This window comes from Streptomyces sp. NPDC028991, assembly GCF_055564775.1.
Genome location: NZ_JBVHVP010000002.1, coordinates 1 through 23543 on the forward strand (window position 1 = coordinate 1; position 23543 = coordinate 23543).

Here is a 23543-nt window from a genome sequence, read left to right on the forward strand (position 1 = left end):
TACTGCAGGGGGGACCCTGTGGGAGAGTAGGACGCCGCCGAACAATCATTGCGAGGAAACCCCGCACCGGGAACGGTGCGGGGTTTTCTGCGTTTACTGTCTTTGTATGCACTACGACCTGGTTATCTTCGACAACGACGGCGTCCTCGTCGACAGCGAGCCGATCTCCAACCGGCTGCTGGCCGGCTATCTGACCGAGCTGGGGCATCCGACGTCGTACGACGACTCCTTGAGGGACTACATGGGTGCGGCGATGCACCGGGTTCATGACCTCATCCTGGAGCGGACGGGCCGACGGCTGCCTGTGGACTTCGACGACGTGTTCCACGGGCGGGTGTTCGCCGCCTTCGAACGGGACCTGGAGCCCGTGCCAGGGGCCGTCGGTGTGCTCGAGAAGCTGGCGGCGGACGAGGTGGCGTACTGCGTGGCCTCTTCGGGGAGCCATGAGCGGATTCGGGTGGGGCACCGGAAGACCGGGCTGGACCGGTGGTTCGACGACGCACGGATCTTCAGCTCCCAGGACGTGGGGCGGGGCAAGCCGGCGCCGGATCTCTTCCTGCACGCCGCCGAACGGATGGGCGTCGCGCCGGAGCGGTGCGTCGTGATCGAGGACAGCCCGCTCGGGGTGCGGGCGGCTGTCGCGGCCGGGATGAAGGTGTACGGGTTCACCGCGATGACACCCGCCGCCAAGCTCACGGAGGCCACCCGCCTCTTCGGGGACATGGGGGAGTTGGCCGACCTGCTGGCGCGCTGACGAAACTGAGCGGAATTCAGCTTTGGCTGGATCTACCCACGGGTAAGCCAGAGCTCTACGCTCGCCGCCATGACTGATGTGCTGCGGCGCGGCAGGGTCTCGTTGGCGTTCGGCTTCTTCGCCCAGGGCGTGGCCTTCGCTCTGCTCGTCACGCGCATCCCGGCCATCCAGGACCGGTACGGCGTCTCCGACGCGCTGCTGCCCGCCTTTCTCGCCGCCGTGCCGATCCTGGCCGGTGCCGGGAGCGTGGTGACCGGGCGCCTGGTGCGGCGGGTGCGGCCGAGCCGGCTGCTGCGCTGGTCCCAGCCCGTGGTGCTGTTGGCGCTGCTCGGCGTCGGGGCCGGGGACCGAGTGGCGGTGCTGGCCGTCGCGCTGGGTGTCTTCGGGCTCGCCGTGGGCGCGTTGGACGCCTCGATGAACATGCTCGGGGTGAGCCTGCAGCGGGCGTACGGCCGCAGCATCATGCTGGGATTCCATGCGGCGTACAGCCTTGGCGGGATTCTGGGGGCCTCGCTGGCCTGGGTGGGGGCGCACTGGGACCTGCCGCTGTGGGTGTCGTATCTGCCGGTCGTGGCCGTGCTGTTGCCGGCCGCGTTGGTGGGGAGCCGGTGGTACGCCGACAGAGAGGGTGGTGGTGGCGAGGCCGGGGCCGTGGGGCCGCGGAAGGGGGAGGGGGAGGGCCGTGCCGGCGTCGGGTTCAGGGTGCTGTTGCCGCTGTGTCTGGTGATGACGGTCGCGTACATCGGGGACTCCACGGTCTCCAACTGGAGTGCCAAGTACCTCCAGGACGTGTTGGGGAGTTCGGAGCAGCTGGCCACCGTCCCGTACAACGTGTACATGGTGACCACGCTGGTGGGACGGGCCGTCGGGGACTTCTGGGTGCGGCGGTTCGGGGCCGTGGCGGTGGTGCGTGGTGGAGCTGTCGTCGCCGCTGGTGGGTTTGCCGTGGTGGCGGGGGCCCCGGGGGCTTGGATGGGGATGCTCGGGTTCATGCTGCTGGGGCTGGGGCTGTGTGTGCTGGTACCGCAGACGTTCGCGGCGGCGGGGCGGCTCGCGGCGGAGCGGGACGGCCGTCCAGGGGCGTCCGATGCGGCGGTGGCGCGGCTCAATGTCTTCAACTACCTCGGCTTCCTCATCGGTTCGCCGTTGGTGGGGGCGCTCGGAGACGCCTGGAGCTATCGCGGAGCCATGCTCGTACCGATGGTGTTGGTGCTGGTGACGGTCGTGTACGCCCGGTCGTTCGAGGCTCAACCGGACCGATACGGTGACGGGCATGAGCGGCCGCGCACAGCTGATGTGGGACGAGGCAGTAACGGGCTATGACTTCGGTCCGGACCATCCGATGGATCCGGTCCGGCTCGCCCTGACGCGGGGACTGGTCGGTGCCCTGGGGCTCGACCGGGAGGTGGAGGTCGTCGCGGCGCCGCCGGCCGGGGAGTCGACGCTGCGGCTCGTCCATCGGGAGGACTACATCGACGCGGTGAAGGCGGCGTCGGTGGATCCCGGGGCGGCGGACGGGTCGTACGGGCTCGGGACGATCGACGATCCCGCATTCGCGGGGATGCACGAGGCGTCCGCGCTGATCGCCGGGCAGTCGGTGGGGGCGGCGGAGGCGGTGTGGCGCGGGGACGCGACGCACGCGGTGAACTTCGCGGGCGGGCTGCACCACGCGATGCCGGGCGCGGCTTCGGGCTTCTGCGTGTACAACGACGCGGCGCTCGCGATCGCCCGGCTGTTGGAGCTGGGGGCCGAGCGGGTCGCGTACGTGGATGTGGACGTGCATCACGGCGACGGGGTGCAGGCGGTGTTCTGGGAGGATCCGCGGGTTCTGACGGTCTCGCTGCACGAGCATCCGCGGACGCTGTTCCCGCAGACCGGGTGGCCGGAGGAGACCGGGGCGGACTGCGCGGAGGGCTCGGCGGTGAATGTCGCGTTGCCGGCCGGGACCGGGGACGCGGGGTGGCTGCGGGCGTTCCACGCGGTGGTGCCGGAGGTGATCGCGGACTTCCGGCCGCAGGTGCTGGTGACGCAGCATGGCGCGGATACGCACTTCGAGGACCCGCTGGCGCACCTGGCGGTGTCGCTGGACGCGCAGCGGGCGGTGCAGGTGGCGTGCCATGAGCTGGCGCACGAGTACGCCCGGGGGCGGTGGGTGGCGCTGGGGGGTGGTGGTTACGCCGTGGTGGATGTGGTGCCGCGGTCGTGGACGCATCTGGTGGGGATCGCGGCGGGGCGGCCGGTGGAGCCGGAGACGGTGATCCCGGAGGGGTGGCGGCAGGAGGTGTTCGCGCGGACGCGGCAGCTCGGGCCGATGCGGATGACCGATGGGCGGTGGCCGGTGGGGTGGGCTTCGTGGGAGGCGGGGTACGACCCCGCAGATCGGCTGGACCAGGCGGTGGTGGCGGCTCGGCGGGCGGTGTTTCCGTTGCGGGGGCTGTTGGCGTAGCGGGCTTTGATACCGGCTCCGGCTCCGGCTCCGGCTGCCGCTGCCGCAGCCGGAGCCGCAGCCGGAGCCGCAGCTGCCGGGGCGGCCGGAGCCGGCCGGGGGGTGGGTGTCGCAGCCCGGCGTTGTGGGGCGCCCCCCAGAGGAAGTCCCTCCAGCGCCCGCCCGTGCAGCCCGCGGGGGTACCTTTCGGGCCGTTCAGGAACTGAGGGAGGCATGACCGCCCGCGGCGGAGGGCCGGAACGTTACGCCGACCGTGGGTGGATTCACGCGTTCCCCGGGCCGGGGGCGGGCGGACCCGGCAGCATCGTTTTCGTGCTGACCCGCGGAGCTCTTCGGGCTCATCTTCTGGACGTTCGTCTTGCCGGGGTCGTGGCGACTTCTCGGGAGGCGAGTCTGCGGAGTTACCGGTTGTTCGCCGCGCGGGATCCGCGTGTGCTGATCGGGATCGACCCGGCGGGCGACTGGGGGCAGCGGGACCTGCTGGGGCTGATGGCGGAGAGGTGCGGGGTTTCGGCCGATCCGTACGACACTTCGGGCCAGGATGTGATCGATCCGGAGAGGACACTGGCGGCCCTGGACGCGTTCGCCGGTCGGCTCGCCGCGGTCGCTCAGCGTCGCGGGCCGGTCCTCCTCGGCACCGGGCACCCCCATCGACTGCTCGGCTTCTACGCCGCCTTGGCCGAGGCGTTGTCGGCGGCGGGATGTGCTGTCCTCACTCCGGCGCAGGGTCGCTGTGTCGACATAACGACCCGGTTCGGTCTACGCACGTACAACCTCGACTACGTCCGGGGAGTCGCGTTGGTGCGGGAGCCCGGCGCCGGGCGCGCCGGTGGTGAGCCCGGCGCGCACACGCATTCGCCGCTCCCGGTTCGTACCGCGCTGGCCGCCGCGGCGGAGGCGGGCGGGCCGCTTCCCGAGCTGGTGATCGGGGACCACGGTTGGGCTTGCGGAGCAGGTCAGCTGGGGTTCGAGGCCATCGGGCCGGCCGATACGAACGATCCCGCGCTCTTCGTCGGTGAGTCGGAGGGGGCCGTGTCCGTCGCCGTTCCACTTGATGACGCTGTGCGGTCTGAGCACTACCGACCGCTTACCCGCTACGTACTCAATCGGGCGTGTCTGTCACGGTAGGGAAGCGATGGGTGTACCTCTTCCCCATTCGCATCACCCGCCCCTACATTGGGGAGTGAGCACGCAGCGACGAAGAGTCACCGGAAGGGGAAGCCGGTGGCCGTCGAGTGCGGAAGGTTCAGGTGTGACATGGCTGCAGCTGGCGAAAGGCCTCTGAACGAGGTTCAGTTCCTTACCGTGGCGGAGGTCGCCTCGGTGATGCGCGTGTCCAAGATGACCGTGTACCGGTTGGTGCACAGCGGTCATCTGCCCGCGATCCGGGTGGGACGGTCGTTCCGCGTCCCGGAGCAAGCGGTTCACGAGTACCTCCGCGAGAGTTACGTGGGGGTGGAAACGGCCTGACGACCTCGATTACGAGCTCAGCGCTCGGGCGGGTAGGCTGGCCCCTCGTAGGTCGTGTGGGCCCATGGCGCCCAACAACCGAGTGATGAGAAGTGAGCGAGGGTAGTCGTGGGCTCTGTTATCAAGAAGCGGCGCAAGCGGATGGCCAAGAAGAAGCACCGCAAGCTGCTGAAGCGCACGCGCGTTCAGCGTCGCAACAAGAAGTAGGCGACGCTGCGCCGTCAGCGTGTCCTGTGGCCCCCCACCGCATCCGGTGGGGGGCCACAGTCGTATCCGCGACGCGGGCGTGCGGCACGACCGCGAATTCTCGTCACCTGCTGCATCCGGCGGTCATCACAGCGCGACACCGACCGGCTAAGTTGGCCCGCGGACGGGGAACGCGGCAGGCTACGGAGTAGTGCGGAAGGAAGGCGCTGATCTTGGGCAAGGTCGTGCTCGTGACCGGAGTGGCCCGTCAGCTGGGGGGCCGTTTCGTACGGCGCATCCAGCGTGATCCCGACGTGGACCGGGTCGTCGGCGTGGACGCCGTCGCGCCGGAGCACCATCTGGGCGGCGCCGACTTCGTCCAGGCCGACATCCGGCAGTCGGCCATCGGGCGGGTGCTGGCGGAGACGGGCGCCGACACGGTCGTGCACCTGGATGTCACGGGAACGCCGCTGGGCAGCGGCAGCCGTACGTCGGTCAAGGAGACCAACGTCATCGGCACGATGCAGCTGCTCGGGGCCTGCCAGAAGTCGCCGACCGTGCAGCGGCTCGTGGTGAAGTCCAGTACGAACGTCTACGGGTCCGCGCCCCGCGATCCGGCCGTCTGCACCGAGACCACCGCGCCCAAGTCGCTGCCGAGTGGCGGCTTCGCCAAGGACGCGGTCGAGGTGGAGGGGTATGTGCGCGGGTTCGCGCGGCGTCGGCCCGATGTCGCGGTGACCGTGCTGCGGTTCGCCAACATCCTCGGCCCGGCCGCGGACACGCCGCTCGCCTCGTACTTCGGGCTGCCGGTGCTGCCGACGGTGTTCGGCTACGACCCGCGGCTGCAGTTCGTGCACGAGGACGACGTGATCGAGGTGCTGCGGATCTCCTCGCACGAACCGCGGCGGGGCACGCTGAACAGCGGCACCTTCAACATCGCCGGAGACGGTGTTCTCCTGCTCTCCCAGTGCTCGCGCCGGCTGGGCCGCCCCACGGTGCCGCTGCTGCTGCCCGCGGTCACCTGGGCGGGCTCGCTCGTGCGTACGCTGGGGATGACGGACTTCTCGCCCGAGCAGATCCGGTTGCTCACCCACGGGCGGGCGGTGGACACCACGCAGATGCGCGAGACCCTGGGTTTCCGGCCGAAGTACACGACGGCCGGGGCGTTCGCGGACTTCGCGCGCGGCCGCGGCGCCGGACTGCTGCCGCCCGAGGCCCTCGCGGGGGCCGTCGACCGGATCGTGGAGCTGTCCCTGCGGGGCAGCGGCCACCTCCCGACGCAGAGCGCCAACTGAGGAGCGCATCAACGATGGCGGACGCCAAGGTCATTCCGTTCGACGACGACCGGTCGCGGGGGAGCGGTGGGAACGCGGCGCAGCGCCCGGCGCGGCGCCGCGGCACGGGAAGCCGGCGCAAGGGCACGGCCGAGTCCGCGCCGGTGCGCGGCGTGGAGCCCCTGCCGGTGCGGGGTGCCGCGCAGGATGACATGCCCGTGACGGAGGAGCCGCCGGGGGAGCCCGATCCGGGGCCGGAGGAAGCGGAGGGCGGCCTGGAGCGGCGTATCGCGGGCGGGCTGGCCTTCCTGCGTCGCCGGCTCACCGGCGACTACGAGGTCGACGACTTCGGCTACGACGAAGAGCTCACCGACCAGGTGCTCATGTCCCTGCTGCGGCCGGTGTACGAGAAGTACTTCCGGGTCGAGGTGAAGGGTGTGGAGAACATCCCCGCCGAGGGCGGTGCGCTGATCGTCGCCAACCATTCCGGGACGCTGCCGCTGGACGGGCTGATGATGCAGGTCGCCGTCCACGACCGCCATCCGGCCGACCGGCATCTGCGGCTGCTGGCGGCGGACCTGGTGTTCGTGCTGCCGGTGGTCAACGAACTGGCACGCAAGCTCGGGCACACGCTGGCCTGTGCGGAGGATGCCGAACGGCTGCTCGGTCAGGGCGAGCTGGTCGGGGTGATGCCGGAGGGCTTCAAGGGCGTCGGCAAGCCGTTCAGCGAGCGGTACAAGCTCCAGCGCTTCGGGCGCGGCGGCTTCGTGTCGACCGCGCTGCGGCAGGGGGTGCCGATCGTCCCGTGCTCGATCGTCGGCGCGGAGGAGATCTACCCGATGATCGGCAACTCCAAGACGCTGGCGCGGCTGCTCGGGTTCCCGTACTTCCCGCTCACGCCGACCTTCCCGTGGCTGGGTCCGCTGGGTGCGGTTCCCTTGCCGACGAAGTGGACGATCCAGTTCGGGGAGCCGATCCCCACGGACGGCTATCCGCCGGAGGCGGCCGAGGATCCGATGCTGATGTTCAACCTGACCGACCAGGTGCGGGAGCAGATCCAGCACACGCTCTACAAGTTGCTGGTGCAGCGGCGGTCGGTGTTCTTCTGAGGAGCGGTGGTACGGCGGTGGGGGCGCCCCTGGTGTGCGGCGCGGGGCACCCCCACCGGACTCAGTCCGCGTCCTCCGCCTCGATGCCCAGGCCGGGCAGGAGGCCCGGCAGGAGGGGCGGGAGGGTGACGTCCGGCTCGGTGGGCGGGGTGTTTCCGCCCGTCGGCGGGGAGGCGCTGCCGGTGTCCTTCGGCGGGTCGAGCAGGCCGCCCGTGTTGCCGCCGAGCAGGCCGTCGTCGTCGCGGCCGGAGTCGGCCGACTCGCTGGGACCGCCGCTGTCCGTGCGTCCGCGCTCGGACGTCCCGTCGTCGCCGTGGCTGGGGGCGGACGAGTGGCCGGAGCCGGGGACGTCGGTGGTCGCCGACTCGGAGCCGCCCTGCCGGCCGCCGGCTCCCTCGTCGTCCTGGGCGGGCGGCTGCGGCAGCATGGACTGCAGTGGCGCCACGTCGTCCTCTATGGCGTCGAAGACCGACGACACCTGCTCGCTGACGTCCCCGAGCTGCACGGGCAGTCGCTCGCGCAGTGCTCCCCAGGCCTCCCGGTGGGAACGGGAGAAGGCGGAGAGGGCCTGCATGGGGGCCAGTGAGTCGGGGTCGCGGGCGTAGGCCGCGCTGAGGAGGCGATGGCCCTCGGACGCGTCGTGCCGCATGCCGGACAGGGCACGGCGGACCTCGCCGAGGGACTCGTGGTCGAGGGGCCCGCTGCGACCGCGCTCCATCAGCCGGCGTGCTTCGTTCAGTCGGGTGGACGCCAGGTCCAGGTAGGCCCGGCCGCGCTCGTCGTCCCCGTCGGCGAGGCCGAGGCGGAAGTCCTCTATGCCGCGTTTGAGGCCGTAGAGCGAGTCGCCGGGCAGGGCGTCCGAACTCGCTGCGGCGACTCCGCCGAAGGCTCCCGCGGCCACGCTCACGCTCAGTCCGCCCGCGGTGAGGCCTTTGGCCAGCCTCGAGCGCGGCCGGAACCTCTTCAGCGGGGCCGCCCGGTGGGTGCCGCGCGCCCGGCGTTGCTCCGGGACCGAAGTGTCCGCCGCCCCGTCGCCCGCGGTGCCCTCCTGGAGCATGGCCTCGAACGCGGCCACCAGCTGGGCTCGCTGGACGACCTTGACCTCGGGATCCAGCACGGGCCGGGGCAGCGTCTCCAGGCCGGTGGCGAGGGTCAACAGACGACCCTGCTCGGTCTGTTCCGCGGCGGCCCCGGCAGCTGCCGGTCCTCCGGACTGCTCGGCCGCCGCCCCGGGATCGGACTGCTCCTCCAGAGCCTGGGCGAAGGCGTTCGCCCGCCGGTGTGCCGATACGTTCGCGATCACTGGCGGCACCTCCTCTCGTCATGACGGTCGACTCCCCAGGGGGTCCTGAGGGTTGCACCCCCTGATCGGAACCACCCGATCGTGTGATCGGAGCCGGCCAGGGAGTGACCACAGGGAGCCTGCATCCCGCACAACGAGCGTCGCGGCACTTGGGTTACGGACGGTGGATGAGCGGACCGCGGACCCCAACGGACTTTGACCGTTGGTGATTTGGCGAACGCGGAGGGTGGCGGTGACGGATGGCTGCGGCGGGTCGTGGTGGTCGCGGCGCCCCGGAGCGCCGGAGGCTCAGCGGGCGTCGTCCGGCAGCAGCCGGGCGAGGGTGCGTACGGCCCGGTACTGGAGCGTCTTGATGGCGCCCTCGTTCTTGCCCATGACCCGGGCGGTCTCGGCGACCGAGAGGCCCTGGAGGAAGCGCAGGGTCACGCACTCCTGCTGCTGCGGGTTGAGCCGGCGTACGGCCTCCAGCAGGGCGGCGTTGGAGAGTGATTCGAGGACGGAGTCCTCGGGGGACCGCTCGACCTCGTTGGCGTCGAGCATCTCGCCGGTGGTGACCTCCAGCCGGAAGCGGCTGGACTTGAAGTGGTCGGCGACGAGGTTGCGGGCGATGGTCACCAGCCAGGCGCCGAAGTCGCGGCCCTGCCAGGTGAAGGTGCCGATGCGCCGCAGGGCCCGCAGAAAGGTCTCGCTGGTGAGGTCCTCGGCGGTCGCCTTGCCGCCCACGCGGTAGTAGATGTAGCGGTACACGGTGTCGCTGTACTGGTCGTAGAGCCGCCCGAAGGCGTCGGCCTCGCCGGCCTGGGCGCGCTCGACCAGGTCCATCATGCGGGCGCTGTCGCTGTCCGCGGCGGGGCGGCGGTGGGTGGTGGCGGCGGCCCCGGACGAGGACGACCGCGCTCGTCTGCCGACGGCGGCGCTTCCGTCGGCCAGTGCATAGCACGGGCCCACGGGGGCGGTGGCCGCGGCGAGGGCGGGGACGGCGTACGCGGTGGGGACGAAGCCGCGCAACAGGTCTTGGGCTGATTTGACCGTTGCGCGCAGCGTAGCCAGGCCCGAGGCGTCAACCCCGACGTGTGGGTACACGGGACTCCCAGAGGCAGAGCTTCCATCACGTGCAGTACGGAACCATTCACCCGTCGTAGCGAAGGTGGGGTACCGGAATGCGTCTGAGGAGAATAACGCTTCGTGCAGGCCCTGCTACGCCCAGTTGCTCAAATCATCGATTACGTCGCTTCTGTGGCCGATTGACGCTCGATCAGTTGCGACAGAGTGATCAGTTAATGACCGGAATGGTTCGGGTTCCTTGTGACTACAGAGCGTGTTGTGGTCGATGTGAGGAAAGGGGACTGGAGAGGGTGTCCTGCGGGTACATCACACCGATTGGCTCAACGGCCGGCGTTCAACGGCCGGCGCGGGTCAACGGCGGCGGCGGTGCAGGGCGATGGCCGCCGCGGTGCCACCGGCCACGGCGCCGACGCCCGCGGCCGCCGGGATGCCGACCTTGGCCGCCTTGCGGCCGGTGCGGTAGTCGCGCAGGCGCCACTCCAGTTCCCGGGCGTGCTTGCGCAGCTTGGAGTCCGGGTTGATCGCGTACGGGTGGCCGACCAGCGTCAGCATCGGGATGTCGTTGTGGGAGTCGCTGTAGGCGGCGCAGCGGGTCAGGTCCAGGCCCTCCGCCGCCGCCAGCGCCCGTACCGCCTCGGCCTTCGCCGGGCCGTGCAGCGGTTCGCCGACCAGCTTGCCCGTGTACACGCCGCCGATCGACTCGGCGACCGTGCCCAGCGCGCCGGTCAGGCCGAGGCGGCGGGCGATCACCTGGGCGATCTCCACCGGGGCCGCCGTGACCAGCCAGACCTTCTGGCCCGCGTCCAGGTGGGCCTGGGCCAGGGCGCGGGTGCCGGGCCAGATCCGCTCGGCCATGTACTCGTCGTAGATCTCCTCGCCGATCGACCTCAGCTCGGAGACGCGGTGGCCCTTGACGATCGACAGCGCGGAGTCGCGGGCGTCCTGCATGTGCTCCGGGTCCTCGAACCCGGCCAGCCGGAACCACGCCTGCTGCCAGGCGAACCGGGCCAGGTCGCGGGTCTCGAAGAACTTCCGCTTGTACAGGCCCCGGCCGAAGTGGAAGATCGCGGCGCCCTGCATGACTGTGTTGTCCAGGTCGAAGAAGGCGGCTGCCCGGTCGTCGCCGTGGACGGGGAACTCGGCTTCCGCGCCCGTGTCGGGGACCGTGTCCGCCGCGGACTGTGCGGATTTGCGGGCTGCCTCCGCCGAGGCCTCGCCTGCCAACACGCTCCGCGCCGTGGCGGAGCGCCTACGGGGGGTGAGCCATCGAAGAGCGGCCATGCCCGTGAGCATAGCCAGTTTGTTCGGAGGGTTCGGAGTCGAGAGGTTCGGGGGCCGTGAACTCTGGGCGACCGTGTCGTTAAAGGGCTCGCCGAAGGAGCGGCCGCGCGGGCGCGTCGGCGGGCCGGTCCGGCAGGCGGCCCGGCCGTCGCCGAGGGCTCGGCCCGCGCCGCCGCGCGCGCGAGAATGGCCGGCATGAGTCCCCTCTTCCGCCGAAAGCCCCCGCAGACCCCGGGGGCCCCGCAGCCCGCGCAGTCTCATGAGCACTCCGAGAACCATCTCGTCACCCTCATCCGCAAACCCGGCTGTCATCTGTGTGATGACGCACAGCTCGTCGTCGAGAAGGTGTGTGCCGAACTGGGTGTCCCCTGGGAGGGGAAGGACATCACCCGGGACCGCCAACTCCACGACGAGTACTGGGAACAGATTCCGGTCGTCCTCGTGGACGGCAGGCAGCACACCTTCTGGCGTGTGAACGAGGAACGCCTGCGCAAGGCACTGACCGAGCAGTCCAAGTAGTCCGGATGGTCGCTTAGGATCGATGGTGACTTGGTCTCGGGGGCGTTGATCGTGAGGAGCGTGTGCGGCTTTGCCCCCGATGGGAGAGGAACGCGTGTACGCGTGCGCCGGTTCCCGCTTCGTGCGCCGGGCGCGCGTGAGCCCGGTCACGTTGGCCGGGCAAATCGGACACCATCTTTGTGCACGCGTTCACAAAGACATAGCCTGCATTCGACGGGGCGGTCATGTAGGGACGTATGACCGCCTACAGCCCCGCTCTACCCGCAGGAGCACCGTGGCAACTGGCCGAACACACCGACCGGCGACCCGCAGCCGAGGGATTCCCGAGGCCACCGTCGCCCGGCTTCCGCTGTACCTCCGCGCCCTCACCGCGCTCTCCGAGCGCTCGGTGCCCACGGTCTCCTCCGAGGAGCTGGCGGCCGCGGCGGGAGTCAACTCCGCGAAGCTGCGCAAGGACTTCTCCTACCTCGGCTCCTACGGGACCCGGGGGGTCGGCTACGACGTCGAGTATCTCGTCTACCAGATCTCCCGCGAGCTGGGGCTCACCCAGGACTGGCCGGTAGTGATCGTCGGTATCGGCAACCTCGGCGCCGCGCTCGCCAACTACGGAGGGTTCGCCTCCCGCGGTTTCCGGGTCGCGGCCCTCATCGACGCCGATCCGGGAATGGCCGGAAAGCCCGTCGCCGGCATCCCGGTGCAGCACACCGACGAGCTGGAGAAGATCATCCAGGACGACGGTGTCTCGATCGGTGTGATCGCGACCCCCGCCGGTGCCGCCCAGCAGGTCTGCGACCGGCTCGTGGCCGCCGGTGTCACCTCCATCCTCAACTTCGCGCCGACCGTCCTGAACGTCCCCGAGGGCGTCGACGTGCGCAAGGTCGACCTCTCCATCGAGCTGCAGATCCTCGCCTTCCACGAGCAGCGCAAAGCGGGCGAGGAGGCCGCGGGCGACGCCGGCGTCATGCCGCCCGTCGCCGCCCGCAAGCAGCAGCGCTCCGCCGACTCCGCCGACAAGGGACCCGACGGGGACGTGCCCGCCGTGATGCCGGCATGAGCCTCCTCGTCGTCGGGCTGAGTCACCGCAGCGCTCCCGTCAGCGTCCTGGAGCGGGCCTCGCTGAGCGCGGACGCGCAGCTCAAGCTGCTCCAGGACACGGTCGCCACCGAACCGGCCACCGAGGCCGCGGTGCTGGCCACCTGCAACCGCATCGAGCTGTACGCCGACGTGGACAAGTTCCACGCCGGTGTCGCCGAGCTGTCCACGCTCCTCGCCCAGCACAGCGGGGTCGGCCTGGAGGAGCTCACTCCTTATCTTTATGTGCACTACGAGGACCGGGCCGTCCACCATCTGTTCTCGGTGGCCTGCGGGCTCGACTCGATGGTGGTGGGCGAGGGCCAGATCCTCGGCCAGATAAAGGACTCCCTGGCCCGCGCGCAGGACCTGCACAGCGCCGGCCGGCTCCTGAACGACCTGTTCCAGCAGGCGCTCCGGGTCGGCAAGCGGGCCCACTCCGAGACCGGCATCGACCGCGCCGGGCAGTCCCTGGTCACCTTCGGCCTGGAGCAGCTGTCCGCGGGAGCCGACGTCCAGCAGTGGGCGCGGGGCAGGAAGGCCCTGGTCATAGGCGCCGGTTCGATGTCCTCGCTGGCCGCCGCCACGCTGGCGCGCGCCGGTGTCGCCGAGATCGTCGTCGCCAACCGCACCTTCGAGCGCGCCGAGCGTCTCGCACGGATCCTGACCGAGGGCGACGACACGGACGTGCTGGCCCGCGCGGTACCGATGGACTCGGTGCCGCTCGAGCTGACACGTGCCGACGTGGCCGTCTCCTGCACCGGTGCGACCGGGCTGGTCCTCACGGCCGACGCCGTGGCCGCGGCGGTGGAGGGGCGCACCGGTGCGTTCGCCGCTGAGCCGGACGGTGGGCGTCCCGCCGTGGACACCGCCGCCCCCACCCCCGTACGGGAGGGTGGCGAAACGGCACTGCCGAGCGCCGGCGCCGACGAGAACTGCCCGCTGGACCTGTCCTCCGTGCCGTCCGGCTTCTCCGTCATGGGGGAGGCCGCCGTGGCCGGCATGGACGCGGCGACGCTGGAGCAGCACGGGGCCTGGGCCGCGAGCGGTACGACGGTGGACCGGTCGCGCGAGAACGGGCGGACGGGCGCCGAGGCGGACGCCGAGCTGATCACCGCGCTCGCCGCGACGGCGACGCGGGTCGGCCGCATCCCCGAGCGCCGCCGGCCCGAGCCGGTCGCCGGGGTGCCGCGCCCGCAGCCGGTCCTCTTCCTCCTCGACCTCGCGATGCCGCGCGACATCGACGCCGCCGCGCACCGGCTGGCCGGGGTGCGCGTCGTGGACATCGAGTCGCTGGCCGACGCCTCCGCCGACGCGCCGATGGCTTCCGACGTCGAGATGGTCCGCCGGATCGTCGCCGACGAGGTCGCCGCGTTCGGGGCGGCCCAGCGGGCCGCGCACATCACGCCCACCGTCGTCGCGCTGCGCAGCATGGCCGCCGACGTCGTGGCGGGAGAGATCGCCCGGCTGGAGGGGCGGCTGCCGGGCCTGGACGGCAAACACCGCGCCGAGATCACCCAGACCGTCAAGCGTGTGGTCGACAAGCTGCTGCACGCGCCGACGGTACGGGTCAAGCAGCTCGCCGCCGAGCCCGGCGGTGCCGGGTACGCGGACGCGCTGCGCACCCTGTTCGACCTCGACCCCGAGACGGTGGCCTCCGTCTCCCGCGCCGAGAACAGCACTGAGAAGAACCGAGGGCCGGCATGACTGAGAAGGCACTGAGGCTGGGGACCAGGCGGAGCAAGCTCGCCATGGCCCAGTCCGGGCAGGTGGCGGACGCCGTGAGCCAGGTGACCGGTCGGCCCGTTGAGCTGGTCGAGATCACCACGTACGGCGACGTCTCGCGTGAGCAGCTGGCGCAGATCGGCGGCTCGGGCGTGTTCGTGGCCGCGCTGCGCGAGGCGCTGCTGCGGGGTGAGGTGGACTTCGCGGTTCACTCGCTCAAGGACCTCCCCACGGCGGAGCACGAGGGCCTGGTGGTGGCCGCCGTACCGGAGCGCGAGGACCCGCGGGACGTGGTCGTCGCCCGGGACGCGCGCAAGCTCACCGACCTGCCGCGCGGGGCGCGCATAGGTACGGGTGCGCCGCGCCGCATGGCGCAGCTCAACGCGTACGCCCGCACCCACGGGATGGAGATCGAGACGGTCCCGATCCGGGGCAACGTCGACACGCGCATCGGATACGTCCGCAGCGGCGAGCTGGACGCGGTCGTGCTGGCCGCCGCCGGGCTGAACCGGGTGGGCCGCATCGACGAGGTGACCGACTTCCTGTCGGTCGACACGGTTTTGCCGGCTCCCGGCCAGGGGGCCTTGGCGATCGAGTGCACCGCGGACGACACGGAGCTGATCGCCGCGCTCGCCGAACTCGACGACCCGTTCACGCGGGTCGCCGTAACGGCCGAGCGGTCACTGCTCGCCGCCCTGGAGGCCGGCTGCAGCGCCCCTGTGGGCGCGCTGGCCGACCTTCCTCCACTCTCGGCTCCGCTCGAGCGGGGGGACTCCCAGGCCGCCAGGCAGATTGTCAAGGAAATGCGCCTGCGCGGCGTCGTCGGCACGACCGACGGCTCGACGCTGGTGCAGCTGTCCACCACCGGTCCCGTGCCTGAAACGCACGAGGCGGCACTCGCACTCGGTCGCGAACTCGCCACCGAGATGCTCGCCCAGGGCGCGGCCGGTCTGATGGGGGAGCGAGCACATTGAGCCCCACCACCTTTCCCGCCGGTCCGGAACACGGGCACGTCACCTTCCTCGGTGCCGGACCCGGAGATCCGGGACTGCTGACTCTGCGCGCCGTGGAGGCGCTGGCGCACGCGGACGTACTCGTCGCCGAGCACGAGGTGCTCGACGTCGTACGCACGCACGCGAGGCAGGGCGTGTCCGAAGTGCACACGGATGCCGATCCGTCGGATCCGGGCACAGGCGCGCCCCAACTGAAGGTAGTTGACGGAGCGTCAACGACCTCGGGCGTCCCCGCTGTGCGGGATGCCGCACATCTTGTCATGGAGGCCGCGCGGGGCGGCAGGCGGGTCGTGCGTGCGGTGACCGGGGACCCCGGGCTCGACGCGTACGCCGCCGAGGAGATGCTGGCGTGCGCCGCGGCCGGGGTGCCCTTCGAGGTCGTCCCCGGTATCGCGAACGCCGTCGGCGTGCCCGCGTACGCCGGTGTTCCGCTGCGGGACGCCGAGGGTGCCGACGTGCGGTTCGTGGACGCCCGTACGGCGTCGGACCGCTGCTGGACCGAGGTGGGCGCCTCCGACGGCACGGTCGTGGTGTCGACGACGCTGGACTCGGTGGCCGCGGCTGCCGGCGAGCTGGTGTCGGCCGGCCGCAAGCCGGACACCCCGATGACGGTGACGATCGCGGGTACGACGACGCGGCAGCGCACCTGGGCGGCGACGCTCGGCACGGTCGCGCAGACGCTGAAGCAGGCGAAGGTGCTGCCGTCCCCGGACGGCGGCCGCCCGGTGATAGCCGTGGTCGGCGAGCGCTCCGCCTCCGCCCGGCGCGATCAGCTCTCGTGGTTCGAGTCCAAGCCGCTGTTCGGCTGGAAGGTGCTCGTGCCGCGTACCAAGGAGCAGGCGGCGTCGCTCTCCGACCAGTTGCGCTCCTACGGCGCCGTGCCCAGCGAGGTGCCGACCATCGCGGTGGAGCCCCCGCGCACCCCGCAGCAGATGGAGCGGGCGGTCAAGGGCCTGGTGACGGGCCGCTACGAGTGGATCGCCTTCACCTCGGTCAACGCGGTGAAGGCGGTGCGGGAGAAGTTCGAGGAGTACGGTCTCGACGCCCGTGCCTTCGCGGGCATCAAGGTCGCGGCGGTCGGCGAGCAGACCGCCAGGGCGCTCATCGCCTTCGGTGTGAAGCCGGACCTGGTGCCGAGCGGCGAGCAGTCGGCCGCCGGTCTGCTGGAGGACTGGCCGCCGTACGATCCCGTCTTCGACCCCATCGACCGGGTCTTCCTTCCTCGTGCCGACATCGCGACCGAGACCCTGGTCGCCGGGCTGATCGAGCTGGGCTGGGAGGTCGACGACGTCACCGCCTACCGGACGGTGCGCGCCTCGCCGCCGCCGGCCACGACCCGCGAGGCGATCAAGGGCGGCGGCTTCGACGCGGTCCTGTTCACCTCGTCGTCCACGGTGCGGAACCTGGTCGGCATCGCCGGAAAGCCGCACAACGTGACGGTGATCGCGTGTATCGGCCCGGCGACCGCCAAGACGGCCGAGGAGCATGGCCTGCGGGTGGACGTCATGGCTCCCGAGCCGTCGGCGCTGAAGCTGGCGGAGGCCCTGGCCGACTTCGGCCTGCGGCGCCGCGCGTCGGCCTTGGAGGCCGGGGATCCGGTGACGCGGCCGAGCGAGCGGCGGCCGGGGGCGCGGCGGCGGCGGACTTCGACGTGAGGTGAGGCGGGGCGCTCCTGGCGGGGCGCCCCGCTTCGCTCTGTCCCGCGAGGCGGCGGCACCCCGGCCGTCGGCGCGGGCCCGACGGTCCGGCTCACTTCGGTCCGGCTTACTTCGGTCGGCTCACTTCGGTCGGCTCACTTCACGTGGCGGCCGAGGAAGTCCCTGACCAGCGCGGCGATCTCCGGGCCGTGCGTCTCGAGGGCGAAGTGCCCGGCGTCCAGGAGGTGGATCTCGGCGTCCGGCAGGTCCCGGGCGAAGGCTTCGGCGCCCGCGGGACCGAAGATCTCGTCTCCTCGTCCCCAGGCGGCGAGCAGCGGGGGCCGGTGGGTGCGGAAGTACTCCTGGAAGACCGGGTAGCCGTCCAGGTTGAACTGGTAGTCCCAGAAGAGCTGGAGCTGGATCTCCTTGTTGCCGGGCCGGTCGAGGCCGGCCTGGTCGAGGGTCCAGGTCTCGGGGCCGATTCGGTCGAGCCGGTCGGCGGGGACGCCGTGGGTGTACTGCCAGCGGGTGGCCTCGGCGGTGAGGAGTTCCCGGACGGCGGCCTCGTTGGCCTCCCGGTCCTTGGCGTGGGCGAACAGGACGTCCCAGAACGGGGTGAAGCCCTCCAGGTAGGCGTTGCCGCTCTGGGTGACGATCGCGGTGATCCGCTCGGGCCGGCGGGAGGCGATGCGGAGGCCGACGGGGGCGCCGTAGTCCTGGATGTAGAGGGCGAAGCGGTCGATGCCCAGTTGGTCGATGAGGCCGAGAGTGATCTCGGTGAGCCTCTCGAAGCTGTAGGTGAAGTCCTCGACGGAGGGGGCGGCCGAGGAGCCGAAGCCGATGTGGTCGGGTGCGATCAGGTGGTACGCGTCGGCGAGGTCGGCGATCAGCCCGCGGTACATGTGCGAGCTGGACGGGAAGCCGTGCAGCAGGACGAGGGTGGGGTTGGCCGGGTCGCCGGCCTCCCGGTAGAAGACCTCGAGGCCGTCGACGGTGGTGGTGCGGGCGCGCGTGGCGAAGGCGGACATGGCGTTCTCCGTACCGTGAGGGGGAGAACGAGCGTTCTCCCGGCGTCTGGCTGTAGAGTAGGAGAACGATGGTTCTCTGCGCAAGGGGTGATGTCGGTGGACGCGGAAACCGCGGAACTGAAGGTGCTCGACACCGCCGAGCGGCTCTTCGACGCGCGCGGGGTGCAGGCGGTCGGCATGGACGCCATCCGCAGCGCCTCGGGGGTCTCCCTCAAACGGCTCTATCAGCTCTTCCCCTCCAAGGACCTCCTGGTCGAGACCGTTCTGCGGCGTCGTGACGAGGCCGTACGGACGTCCCTGGCCGCACACGGAGCGCGGACCGCCGAGGGGCCGTACGAGCGGGCCCTCGCGGTCTTCGACTGGCTCGCCGGCTGGTTCGCGGAGCCCGGGTTCCGTGGTTGCGCCTTCATCAACGGCTTCGGGGAGCTCGGCGGGGTCTCGCCGGCGGTCGTCGCGATCTCCCGCGACCACAAGGAGGCCATGCGGGCGTACTTCGCCGAGCAGACCGGCGCTCTCGGCGTCCCGCCCGTCCTCGCCGACCAGCTGTCCCTGCTCGCCAACGGCGCCATGGCCGTCGCGGGCATCACCGGCTCTCCCGAACCGGCCGCCCAGGCGAAAGTCGCCGCCCGCGTCCTCCTCGACACCGCGCGCCGGCACGCCTGAGGGCCGCGCACGGGACGGACGCTTTCGCGTCTTCGGCGGCGGCCCGGGCAGCGCGCTGCCGAGCGAGGTCGCCCGCCACGCGGAGCGCGGCGGCGTCGTGCCCGCCGTGGACACCGTCCACCCCCTCGGACGTGTCGCCGACGCGCGCACCGGGCTCCTGAGTCCGGTGGTGTCCGGGGCAGGCAGTCGTCCGGATCGGGCAGGGGGGACAACCGGCGGCGCCGAAAGGCGCGTTGACAGGCGGCGGGCCGGTGCGTGTAATGAGGGTGGTGACGCGTGGCGCCGGTCAAAGAGCAGTGGGCCGGCCGGCGATCGGGCGAGCGCCCTTCACCCAAGGGGTACGTGATGAGTTCCCACTCCGCGCCCTGACACGACGTAGCGCTGCCGCACGTCGTCGTCCTCTCTTGATTCTCTTCCCCCTTTCCGGCACCGTGCCGCGCGCCGCGGCCTGCCGTCATGGAGACACGGAACCGTATGCCCACGCCCTCCCAGCCCGCCCAGTCCTCCCAGACCCCTCAGCCCTCCCAGACCCCTCAGGCCTCCCAGACCCCTCAGTCCTTCCAGCAGTCCGTCATCGACGAGTTCCGCGCCAACAAGGGGAGGGTCGGCGGCCCCTTCGAGGGCGGCGACCTGCTCCTGCTGACGACCACCGGCGCCAGGTCCGGGGCCGCGCGGACCACCCCGCTCGGCTACGTCCGCCACGGGGACTCGCTCCTGGTCGTCGGGTCCAATCTCGGCGGCCCCCGGCATCCCGGCTGGTACCACAACCTCCTCGCCCATCCCGTGGTCCGCGTGGAGATCGGTACCCGGAGCTTCGAGGCCCTCGCCGTCCCCGCCGAGGGGGCCCGGCGCGAGGAGTTGTTCGCGCACGTCGTGCGGGCGGTGCCCGGGTACGGCGACTACCAGGCGGGAACCGACCGGCTCCTGCCGGTCGTGGTGCTGGAGCGGGCCGAGCCCGACGGGTGGGAGGGGCCGGGCGAGGTCCGCACCCTCGCCGACAAGCTCCTGGAGGTCCACACCTGGCTGCGGGGGCAGTTGCGCCAGGTGCGGGCCGAGGCCGACGCGTACTTCGCCGCGCGCGCCGCGCACCAGGGGCCCGGTGTGCCGCCGGCCCCGGGTCTCGGACTGCAGATACGGCAGCGCTGCCTCGCCTTCTGCCAGGCGCTGGAGTTCCATCACCTGAGTGAGGACGAGCACATGTTCCCCGGAATCGCCCGCCACCATCCCCACCTGACGGACACGTTCGAGCGGCTCGGCGAGGAGCACCGCACGGTCGCCCGCATCCAGAGCGAGCTGGTGGCCCTGCTGGCCGGCGTCACCATCGCCGACCCGCAGCGCTTCTGGACGGAACTGGAGGCGATGTCGGCGCAGCTCAACGCCCACCTCGACCACGAGGAGGACTCACTGCTGCCGCTTCTCACCGGCGTGCCGTGGCCGCCGGCCGGGCCCGGGGACACCCGGAACGGCGCTCTGCCGTAGGCCCGCGGGGGCCGTGCGTTCCGCTCAGGCGCGCTGGATCCAGTCCCGGTCCAGGAGGCCGGCCAGGCCCGCGGCGGTGAAGGCGGCCTCCAGCTCGTCGCGGCCCTCGGTGAAGTGGGCCCAGCTGTCGTGGTGGACGGGAACGACGCGGCGGGCGCCGAGGATGCGCGCGGCCTCGGCGGCCCGGGCGCTGTCCAGGACGAGCGGCGCGCCGTCGTACAGGGCGGCGAACCGGGGTGCTCCGGCGAACAGGAGGGCGGTGTCCACCGGGGCGAAGCGGCCGGCGATCTCCTCGACCGCGTCCAGGGAGGCGTTGTCGCCGCTGACGTAGACCGTCGGCAGCCCTTCGCCGGTGAGGACGAAGCCGACGACCTGGCCGGAGAAGCGCTCGACGTACTCGCGCGGGCCGGGCCCGTGGATCGCGGGGACACCGGTCACGGTGACCGTGCCGCCGCCCGGGCGCTCCAGCTCGGTCGACTCCCAGTCGGCCAGACCCCGGGCCCTCCCTCCGAGTCGCCGTCCGCCGTCCGGCGTGGTGAGGGTGAGCGGCACGTCGGCGAGCAGGGCGCGGCCAGAGGTGTCGAGGTTGTCGGGGTGTTCGTCGTGCGAGAGCAGGACCACGTCGATGCGGCCGAGGTCGGCCGGGTTGCCCGCGGAGGGGGCGGTCTTGGTCAGCAGCCTGCCGCCCGGCACCTGGTAGTCGCCGGGGCCGTCGAAGGTCGGGTCGGTCAGGAAGCGCAGGCCGCCGTACTCGAACAGGGCGGTGGGGCCGCCGAAGGCGCGGACCGGGAACTGCTGGGCGCTGTGCTGGGACATGCTCACCACTCCTCGCTTCTCATGGAAACACTTCTCTGTTTCCGTGATGCAAGGCTAGGCGGCTGTCACGGAAAAAGGCAAGGGCTACCATGAGGGGATGGATGAAACCCCGGCCGCCGCCGTCGAAGAGGCCGTTCTGCCCCCGGCTCCGGGGACCGACCGGTACCGCTCCCTGGATTTCGTCGACACCGTCGCGAGCCTCCCCGCCGGCCAGGTCCACGACCTGCTCGCCGCCCCCGAACCGGCCATGCGCTGGCTCGCCGCCCACGGCCTGGCCACTCCGGACGTGCGGCTGTACGAGATGTGCACCCAGCGGATGCGCACGCTGCGCGGCCACATCCGTACCCTGTTCGCCTCACGCGTCGACGGCTCCGCACCCCCCGAGGAGTCGCTGCGGGCGGTGAACGAGGCTCTGACCGCCGTACCCACGGCGCCCCTGCTCGCCTGGGACGGGACGCAGGGGCCGCGGCGCGTCCAGGCCCACCCCACCGACCAGGCCGTCAACCACGCGCTCGCGACCCTCGCCGCCGACGCCGCCGACCTGCTCACCGGCCCTGACGCCGGCCTCCTCGCCGCTTGCGGCTCCGCTCCCTGCGACCGCTTCCTCCTGCGCACCCACGGCCGCCGCCACTGGTGCTCCACCCGCTGCGGCGACCGCGCCCGAGCCGCTCGCGCCTACGCCCGGCGCAGCGCCGCCGCGGGCTGACGCGCCGGGAGGAGGGCGCCCGCCGGGGCCGGCGGCAGTTGTCCCAGGGGGCCGCCGGAAGGCCGGTTCCGGCCGGGGCCAAGCGTCACGCGGGCCGACTCCTCGTCGGCAAAGGCATGGGCCGGGCGGGCGTAGCGTAGGCGGTATGTCGACGTACGGATCCTTTCCCGGTACCCGGCCCCGGCGGCTGCGGAGCACTCCTGTCATGCGTCGGATGGTCGCCGAGACCCGGTTGCACCCCGCCGACCTCATCCTCCCGGCCTTCGTGCGCGAGGGCGTGAGCGAGCCGGTGCCGATCGCGACGATGCCCGGGGTCGTGCAGCACACCCGGGACACGCTGAAGAAGGCCGCCGCGGAGGCGGTCGAGGCGGGGGTCTCCGGGATCATGCTCTTCGGGGTGCCGGAGGAGGAGAAGAAGGACGCGGCCGGCACGGCCGGTACCGATCCGGACGGGATTCTGCAGGTCGCGCTGCGCGATGTGCGGGCCGAGGTCGGGGACGAACTGCTCGTCATGTCCGACCTGTGTCTCGACGAGTTCACGGACCACGGGCACTGCGGGGTGCTCGATGCCGAAGGCCGCGTCGACAACGACGCCACCCTCGAGCGGTACGCCGAGATGGCGCAGGTGCAGGCCGACGCGGGTGCCCATGTGGTCGGGCCCAGCGGGATGATGGACGGCCAGATCGGCGTCGTCCGGGACGCCCTCGACCAGATCGGGCGGGAGGACGTCGCCGTCCTCGCCTACACGGTCAAGTACGCCTCCGCCTTCTACGGGCCGTTCCGGGAGGCCGTCGGGTCCTCGCTCAAGGGCGACCGGAAGACCTACCAGCAGGACTCCGCCAATGCGCGGGAGTCGATGCGGGAGCTCGCCCTCGACCTGGAGGAGGGCGCCGACATGGTGATGGTCAAGCCGGCCGGTCCCTACCTCGACATCCTCGCCAAGGTCGCCGAGGCCGTGGACGTGCCCGTCGCCGCCTACCAGATCTCCGGCGAGTACTCGATGATCGAGGCCGCCGCCGAGAAGGGCCTGATCGACCGCGACCGGGCCATCCTGGAGACGCTCACCGGGATCAAGCGGGCCGGTGCGCGCAACATCCTGACCTACTGGGCCACCGAGGCCGCCCGCACGCTGCGCTGAGCGGCCTCGCCCGGAGCTTCGTGCAGGCGGTGCGGGAACCCCTTCAGTACCCGAGGGCGTCGTCCATGCTGGTCTGCCAGTACGTGACGGTCAGCGCGGTGTCGACGTACACGCCGCCGGCGGGCAGGGCGACCGTGGCGATGGAGCCGTCCTCGAAGGGGATGGTGAGGGTGTCCGTCTCGTAGCCGTTCTCGCCGCTGCCGTCGCCGGACGACAGCACCACACCGGCGTAGCCGGACTTGCCGGGCTCGACACCGGTCAGCGACTGCGGCTTGGTCGCCTCCGCGACCGGCGGCACCGACTGGGCCTCGCCGAAGCGGGCCGCCGGGTACGGCGGGAGCATGCAGGTCTTCGAGCCGGTGTTGGTGGCGGTCAGCAGCAGGTGGTTGAGGGGGCGGGACACCTTCTTCGCTGTGATCTTCACGTCGGAGGCGGAGCACTTCCCGGGCATGTCCCCGTCGTCCTGGCCGCCGGTGTCCGAGCCGGAGTCCGACGAGTCGCCGCCACCGGCAGAGCCGCCGGCGCCCGAGGTGCCACCGCCCGAGGTGTCACCGCCCGAGGTGGTGCCCGAGCCGGTGGAGCCGCCGGAGCCGTTCGCGCTGTCGGTTCCCTTGCCACCGTCCGACTCGCCTTCGCCGGTGGACGGCTTGGCCTGCTCGCCGGCCGGGGCGGAGGAGGACGGGGCCGAGGCGCCGGTGTCCGATCCGTCGCCCTCGCAGGCCGTCAGGGCGAGGGCGGCCAGCGCGACCGTGGTGGCGGCGAACAGGCGGGTGCGGGTGGTGCGTGCGGACATGAGCGGGCCCCTTCGGGTGGAGTCTGGGTGAGCCGCTCGACCGTTCGCCGGGAGCGGCTGCTTGGAT

At 71.8% G+C, this 23543-nt stretch carries 23 protein-coding genes; 17 read left to right on the forward strand and 6 right to left on the reverse strand.

The features are described from left to right. The first annotated feature begins 106 nt into the window (after positions 1–106). The 8 genes from ACZ4V1_RS04035 (at position 107) to ACZ4V1_RS04070 (ending at position 7239) form a co-directional block, all read left to right on the forward strand. Positions 107–754 (forward strand): HAD family hydrolase, encoded by a 648-nt coding sequence (locus ACZ4V1_RS04035; protein ID WP_468328994.1) that lies wholly within the window; start codon positions 107–109, stop codon positions 752–754. Between the two features lie 69 nt (positions 755–823). Beyond that, positions 824–2077 carry an MFS transporter gene (locus tag ACZ4V1_RS04040; RefSeq protein WP_468328998.1) on the forward strand — a complete coding sequence of 418 codons (1254 nt, stop codon included), beginning with the start codon at positions 824–826 and terminating at the stop codon, positions 2075–2077. After that, positions 2028–3200: an acetoin utilization protein AcuC gene (locus ACZ4V1_RS04045; RefSeq protein ID WP_468329001.1), complete on the forward strand. Its 1173-nt coding sequence runs from the start codon at positions 2028–2030 to the stop codon at positions 3198–3200. The genes ACZ4V1_RS04040 and ACZ4V1_RS04045 overlap by 50 nt, the downstream gene beginning before the upstream one ends. Positions 3201–3512: 312 nt before the next feature. Beyond that, positions 3513–4328, forward strand: coding sequence for a phosphatase (locus ACZ4V1_RS04050; RefSeq protein ID WP_468330876.1), 816 nt, complete (start codon positions 3513–3515; stop codon positions 4326–4328). Between the two features lie 129 nt (positions 4329–4457). Further along, positions 4458–4670 (forward strand): helix-turn-helix domain-containing protein, encoded by a 213-nt coding sequence (locus tag ACZ4V1_RS04055; protein WP_004984898.1) that lies wholly within the window; start codon positions 4458–4460, stop codon positions 4668–4670. A gap of 108 nt (positions 4671–4778) precedes the next feature. Then, a complete protein-coding gene (locus ACZ4V1_RS04060; RefSeq protein ID WP_003948845.1) occupies positions 4779–4877 on the forward strand; it encodes a 30S ribosomal protein bS22 in 99 nt (32 codons plus the stop codon). Between the two features lie 212 nt (positions 4878–5089). Further along, entirely contained in the window at positions 5090–6151 is a 1062-nt protein-coding gene (locus ACZ4V1_RS04065) for an NAD-dependent epimerase/dehydratase family protein (RefSeq protein ID WP_468329004.1), read from the forward strand. Between the two features lie 14 nt (positions 6152–6165). Next, positions 6166–7239, forward strand: a complete 1074-nt coding sequence (locus ACZ4V1_RS04070) for a lysophospholipid acyltransferase family protein (protein WP_468329007.1) — start codon at positions 6166–6168, stop codon at positions 7237–7239. A gap of 61 nt (positions 7240–7300) precedes the next feature. Here the strand turns inward: ACZ4V1_RS04070 and ACZ4V1_RS04075 are convergent, their stop codons facing one another. From ACZ4V1_RS04075 to ACZ4V1_RS04085, 3 genes are all read right to left on the reverse strand, one after another. Continuing rightward, complete coding sequence (locus ACZ4V1_RS04075; protein ID WP_468329009.1) at positions 7301–8542, reverse strand: DUF5667 domain-containing protein; 1242 nt, start codon at positions 8540–8542, stop codon at positions 7301–7303. Positions 8543–8830: 288 nt separating this feature from the next. Beyond that, the gene (locus tag ACZ4V1_RS04080; protein WP_468329011.1) at positions 8831–9625 is read right to left on the reverse strand and encodes an ECF subfamily RNA polymerase sigma factor, BldN family; all 795 of its coding nucleotides are present in this window, start codon (positions 9623–9625) and stop codon (positions 8831–8833) included. A gap of 333 nt (positions 9626–9958) precedes the next feature. Further along, positions 9959–10888, reverse strand: a complete 930-nt coding sequence (locus ACZ4V1_RS04085; protein WP_468329014.1) for an HAD family hydrolase — start codon at positions 10886–10888, stop codon at positions 9959–9961. Positions 10889–11074: 186 nt separating this feature from the next. Between ACZ4V1_RS04085 and ACZ4V1_RS04090 the strand changes: the two genes are divergently transcribed. From ACZ4V1_RS04090 to ACZ4V1_RS04110, 5 genes are all read left to right on the forward strand, one after another. Beyond that, entirely contained in the window at positions 11075–11407 is a 333-nt protein-coding gene (locus ACZ4V1_RS04090) for a glutaredoxin family protein (RefSeq protein WP_468329017.1), read from the forward strand. 274 nt (positions 11408–11681) lie between these two features. After that, positions 11682–12461 (forward strand): redox-sensing transcriptional repressor Rex, encoded by a 780-nt coding sequence (locus ACZ4V1_RS04095; protein WP_468329020.1) that lies wholly within the window; start codon positions 11682–11684, stop codon positions 12459–12461. Then, the gene (locus ACZ4V1_RS04100) at positions 12458–14185 is read left to right on the forward strand and encodes a glutamyl-tRNA reductase (RefSeq protein ID WP_468329023.1); all 1728 of its coding nucleotides are present in this window, start codon (positions 12458–12460) and stop codon (positions 14183–14185) included. The genes ACZ4V1_RS04095 and ACZ4V1_RS04100 overlap by 4 nt, the downstream gene beginning before the upstream one ends. Next, the gene (gene hemC / locus ACZ4V1_RS04105; RefSeq protein ID WP_468329026.1) at positions 14182–15177 is read left to right on the forward strand and encodes a hydroxymethylbilane synthase; all 996 of its coding nucleotides are present in this window, start codon (positions 14182–14184) and stop codon (positions 15175–15177) included. The genes ACZ4V1_RS04100 and hemC overlap by 4 nt, the downstream gene beginning before the upstream one ends. Next, a complete protein-coding gene (locus ACZ4V1_RS04110; protein WP_468329029.1) occupies positions 15174–16871 on the forward strand; it encodes a bifunctional uroporphyrinogen-III C-methyltransferase/uroporphyrinogen-III synthase in 1698 nt (565 codons plus the stop codon). Before hemC ends, ACZ4V1_RS04110 begins: the two co-directional genes overlap by 4 nt. Before the next feature lie 137 nt (positions 16872–17008). On the opposite strand, the gene ACZ4V1_RS04115 is transcribed toward ACZ4V1_RS04110, so the two are convergent. Continuing rightward, positions 17009–17881, reverse strand: coding sequence for an alpha/beta fold hydrolase (locus ACZ4V1_RS04115; RefSeq protein ID WP_468329032.1), 873 nt, complete (start codon positions 17879–17881; stop codon positions 17009–17011). A gap of 96 nt (positions 17882–17977) precedes the next feature. Here ACZ4V1_RS04115 and ACZ4V1_RS04120 point away from each other — a divergent pair, with 96 nt between their 5' ends. Together ACZ4V1_RS04120 and ACZ4V1_RS04125 are read left to right on the forward strand one after the other, a co-directional pair. Beyond that, complete coding sequence (locus ACZ4V1_RS04120) at positions 17978–18544, forward strand: TetR/AcrR family transcriptional regulator (protein WP_468329035.1); 567 nt, start codon at positions 17978–17980, stop codon at positions 18542–18544. A 474-nt stretch (positions 18545–19018) separates the two neighbouring features. Continuing rightward, on the forward strand, positions 19019–20023 hold the full coding sequence (locus tag ACZ4V1_RS04125) for a nitroreductase/quinone reductase family protein (RefSeq protein ID WP_468329038.1): 1005 nt from the start codon (positions 19019–19021) through the stop codon (positions 20021–20023). Between the two features lie 24 nt (positions 20024–20047). Here ACZ4V1_RS04125 and ACZ4V1_RS04130 read toward each other — a convergent pair whose 3' ends face one another. Continuing rightward, on the reverse strand, positions 20048–20839 hold the full coding sequence (locus ACZ4V1_RS04130; RefSeq protein ID WP_468329041.1) for an MBL fold metallo-hydrolase: 792 nt from the start codon (positions 20837–20839) through the stop codon (positions 20048–20050). A gap of 97 nt (positions 20840–20936) precedes the next feature. Here ACZ4V1_RS04130 and ACZ4V1_RS04135 point away from each other — a divergent pair, with 97 nt between their 5' ends. Together ACZ4V1_RS04135 and hemB are read left to right on the forward strand one after the other, a co-directional pair. After that, the gene (locus tag ACZ4V1_RS04135) at positions 20937–21545 is read left to right on the forward strand and encodes an ABATE domain-containing protein (RefSeq protein ID WP_468329044.1); all 609 of its coding nucleotides are present in this window, start codon (positions 20937–20939) and stop codon (positions 21543–21545) included. A 145-nt stretch (positions 21546–21690) separates the two neighbouring features. Then, positions 21691–22683 carry a porphobilinogen synthase gene (hemB, locus tag ACZ4V1_RS04140; RefSeq protein WP_468329047.1) on the forward strand — a complete coding sequence of 331 codons (993 nt, stop codon included), beginning with the start codon at positions 21691–21693 and terminating at the stop codon, positions 22681–22683. Positions 22684–22726: 43 nt separating this feature from the next. On the opposite strand, the gene ACZ4V1_RS04145 is transcribed toward hemB, so the two are convergent. After that, entirely contained in the window at positions 22727–23476 is a 750-nt protein-coding gene (locus tag ACZ4V1_RS04145; RefSeq protein WP_468329050.1) for a DUF4232 domain-containing protein, read from the reverse strand. Positions 23477–23543: the final 67 nt, after the last annotated feature.

Bases quoted from the DNA above. Each gene is read 5' to 3' on its own strand.
- ACZ4V1_RS04035 (WP_468328994.1), top strand. From the start codon at position 107: ATGCACTACGACCTGGTTATCTTCGACAACGACGGCGTCCTCGTCGAC.
- ACZ4V1_RS04040 (WP_468328998.1), top strand. From the start codon at position 824: ATGACTGATGTGCTGCGGCGCGGCAGGGTCTCGTTGGCGTTCGGCTTC.
- ACZ4V1_RS04045 (WP_468329001.1), top strand. From the start codon at position 2,028: ATGAGCGGCCGCGCACAGCTGATGTGGGACGAGGCAGTAACGGGCTAT.
- ACZ4V1_RS04055 (WP_004984898.1), top strand. From the start codon at position 4,458: ATGGCTGCAGCTGGCGAAAGGCCTCTGAACGAGGTTCAGTTCCTTACC.
- ACZ4V1_RS04070 (WP_468329007.1), top strand. From the start codon at position 6,166: ATGGCGGACGCCAAGGTCATTCCGTTCGACGACGACCGGTCGCGGGGG.
- ACZ4V1_RS04085 (WP_468329014.1), bottom strand. From the start codon at position 10,888: ATGGCCGCTCTTCGATGGCTCACCCCCCGTAGGCGCTCCGCCACGGCG.
- ACZ4V1_RS04090 (WP_468329017.1), top strand. From the start codon at position 11,075: ATGGCCGGCATGAGTCCCCTCTTCCGCCGAAAGCCCCCGCAGACCCCG.
- ACZ4V1_RS04100 (WP_468329023.1), top strand. From the start codon at position 12,458: ATGAGCCTCCTCGTCGTCGGGCTGAGTCACCGCAGCGCTCCCGTCAGC.
- hemC (WP_468329026.1), top strand. From the start codon at position 14,182: ATGACTGAGAAGGCACTGAGGCTGGGGACCAGGCGGAGCAAGCTCGCC.
- ACZ4V1_RS04115 (WP_468329032.1), bottom strand. From the start codon at position 17,881: ATGTCCGCCTTCGCCACGCGCGCCCGCACCACCACCGTCGACGGCCTC.
- ACZ4V1_RS04125 (WP_468329038.1), top strand. From the start codon at position 19,019: ATGCCCACGCCCTCCCAGCCCGCCCAGTCCTCCCAGACCCCTCAGCCC.
- ACZ4V1_RS04130 (WP_468329041.1), bottom strand. From the start codon at position 20,839: ATGTCCCAGCACAGCGCCCAGCAGTTCCCGGTCCGCGCCTTCGGCGGC.
- ACZ4V1_RS04135 (WP_468329044.1), top strand. From the start codon at position 20,937: ATGGATGAAACCCCGGCCGCCGCCGTCGAAGAGGCCGTTCTGCCCCCG.
- hemB (WP_468329047.1), top strand. From the start codon at position 21,691: ATGTCGACGTACGGATCCTTTCCCGGTACCCGGCCCCGGCGGCTGCGG.
- ACZ4V1_RS04145 (WP_468329050.1), bottom strand. From the start codon at position 23,476: ATGTCCGCACGCACCACCCGCACCCGCCTGTTCGCCGCCACCACGGTC.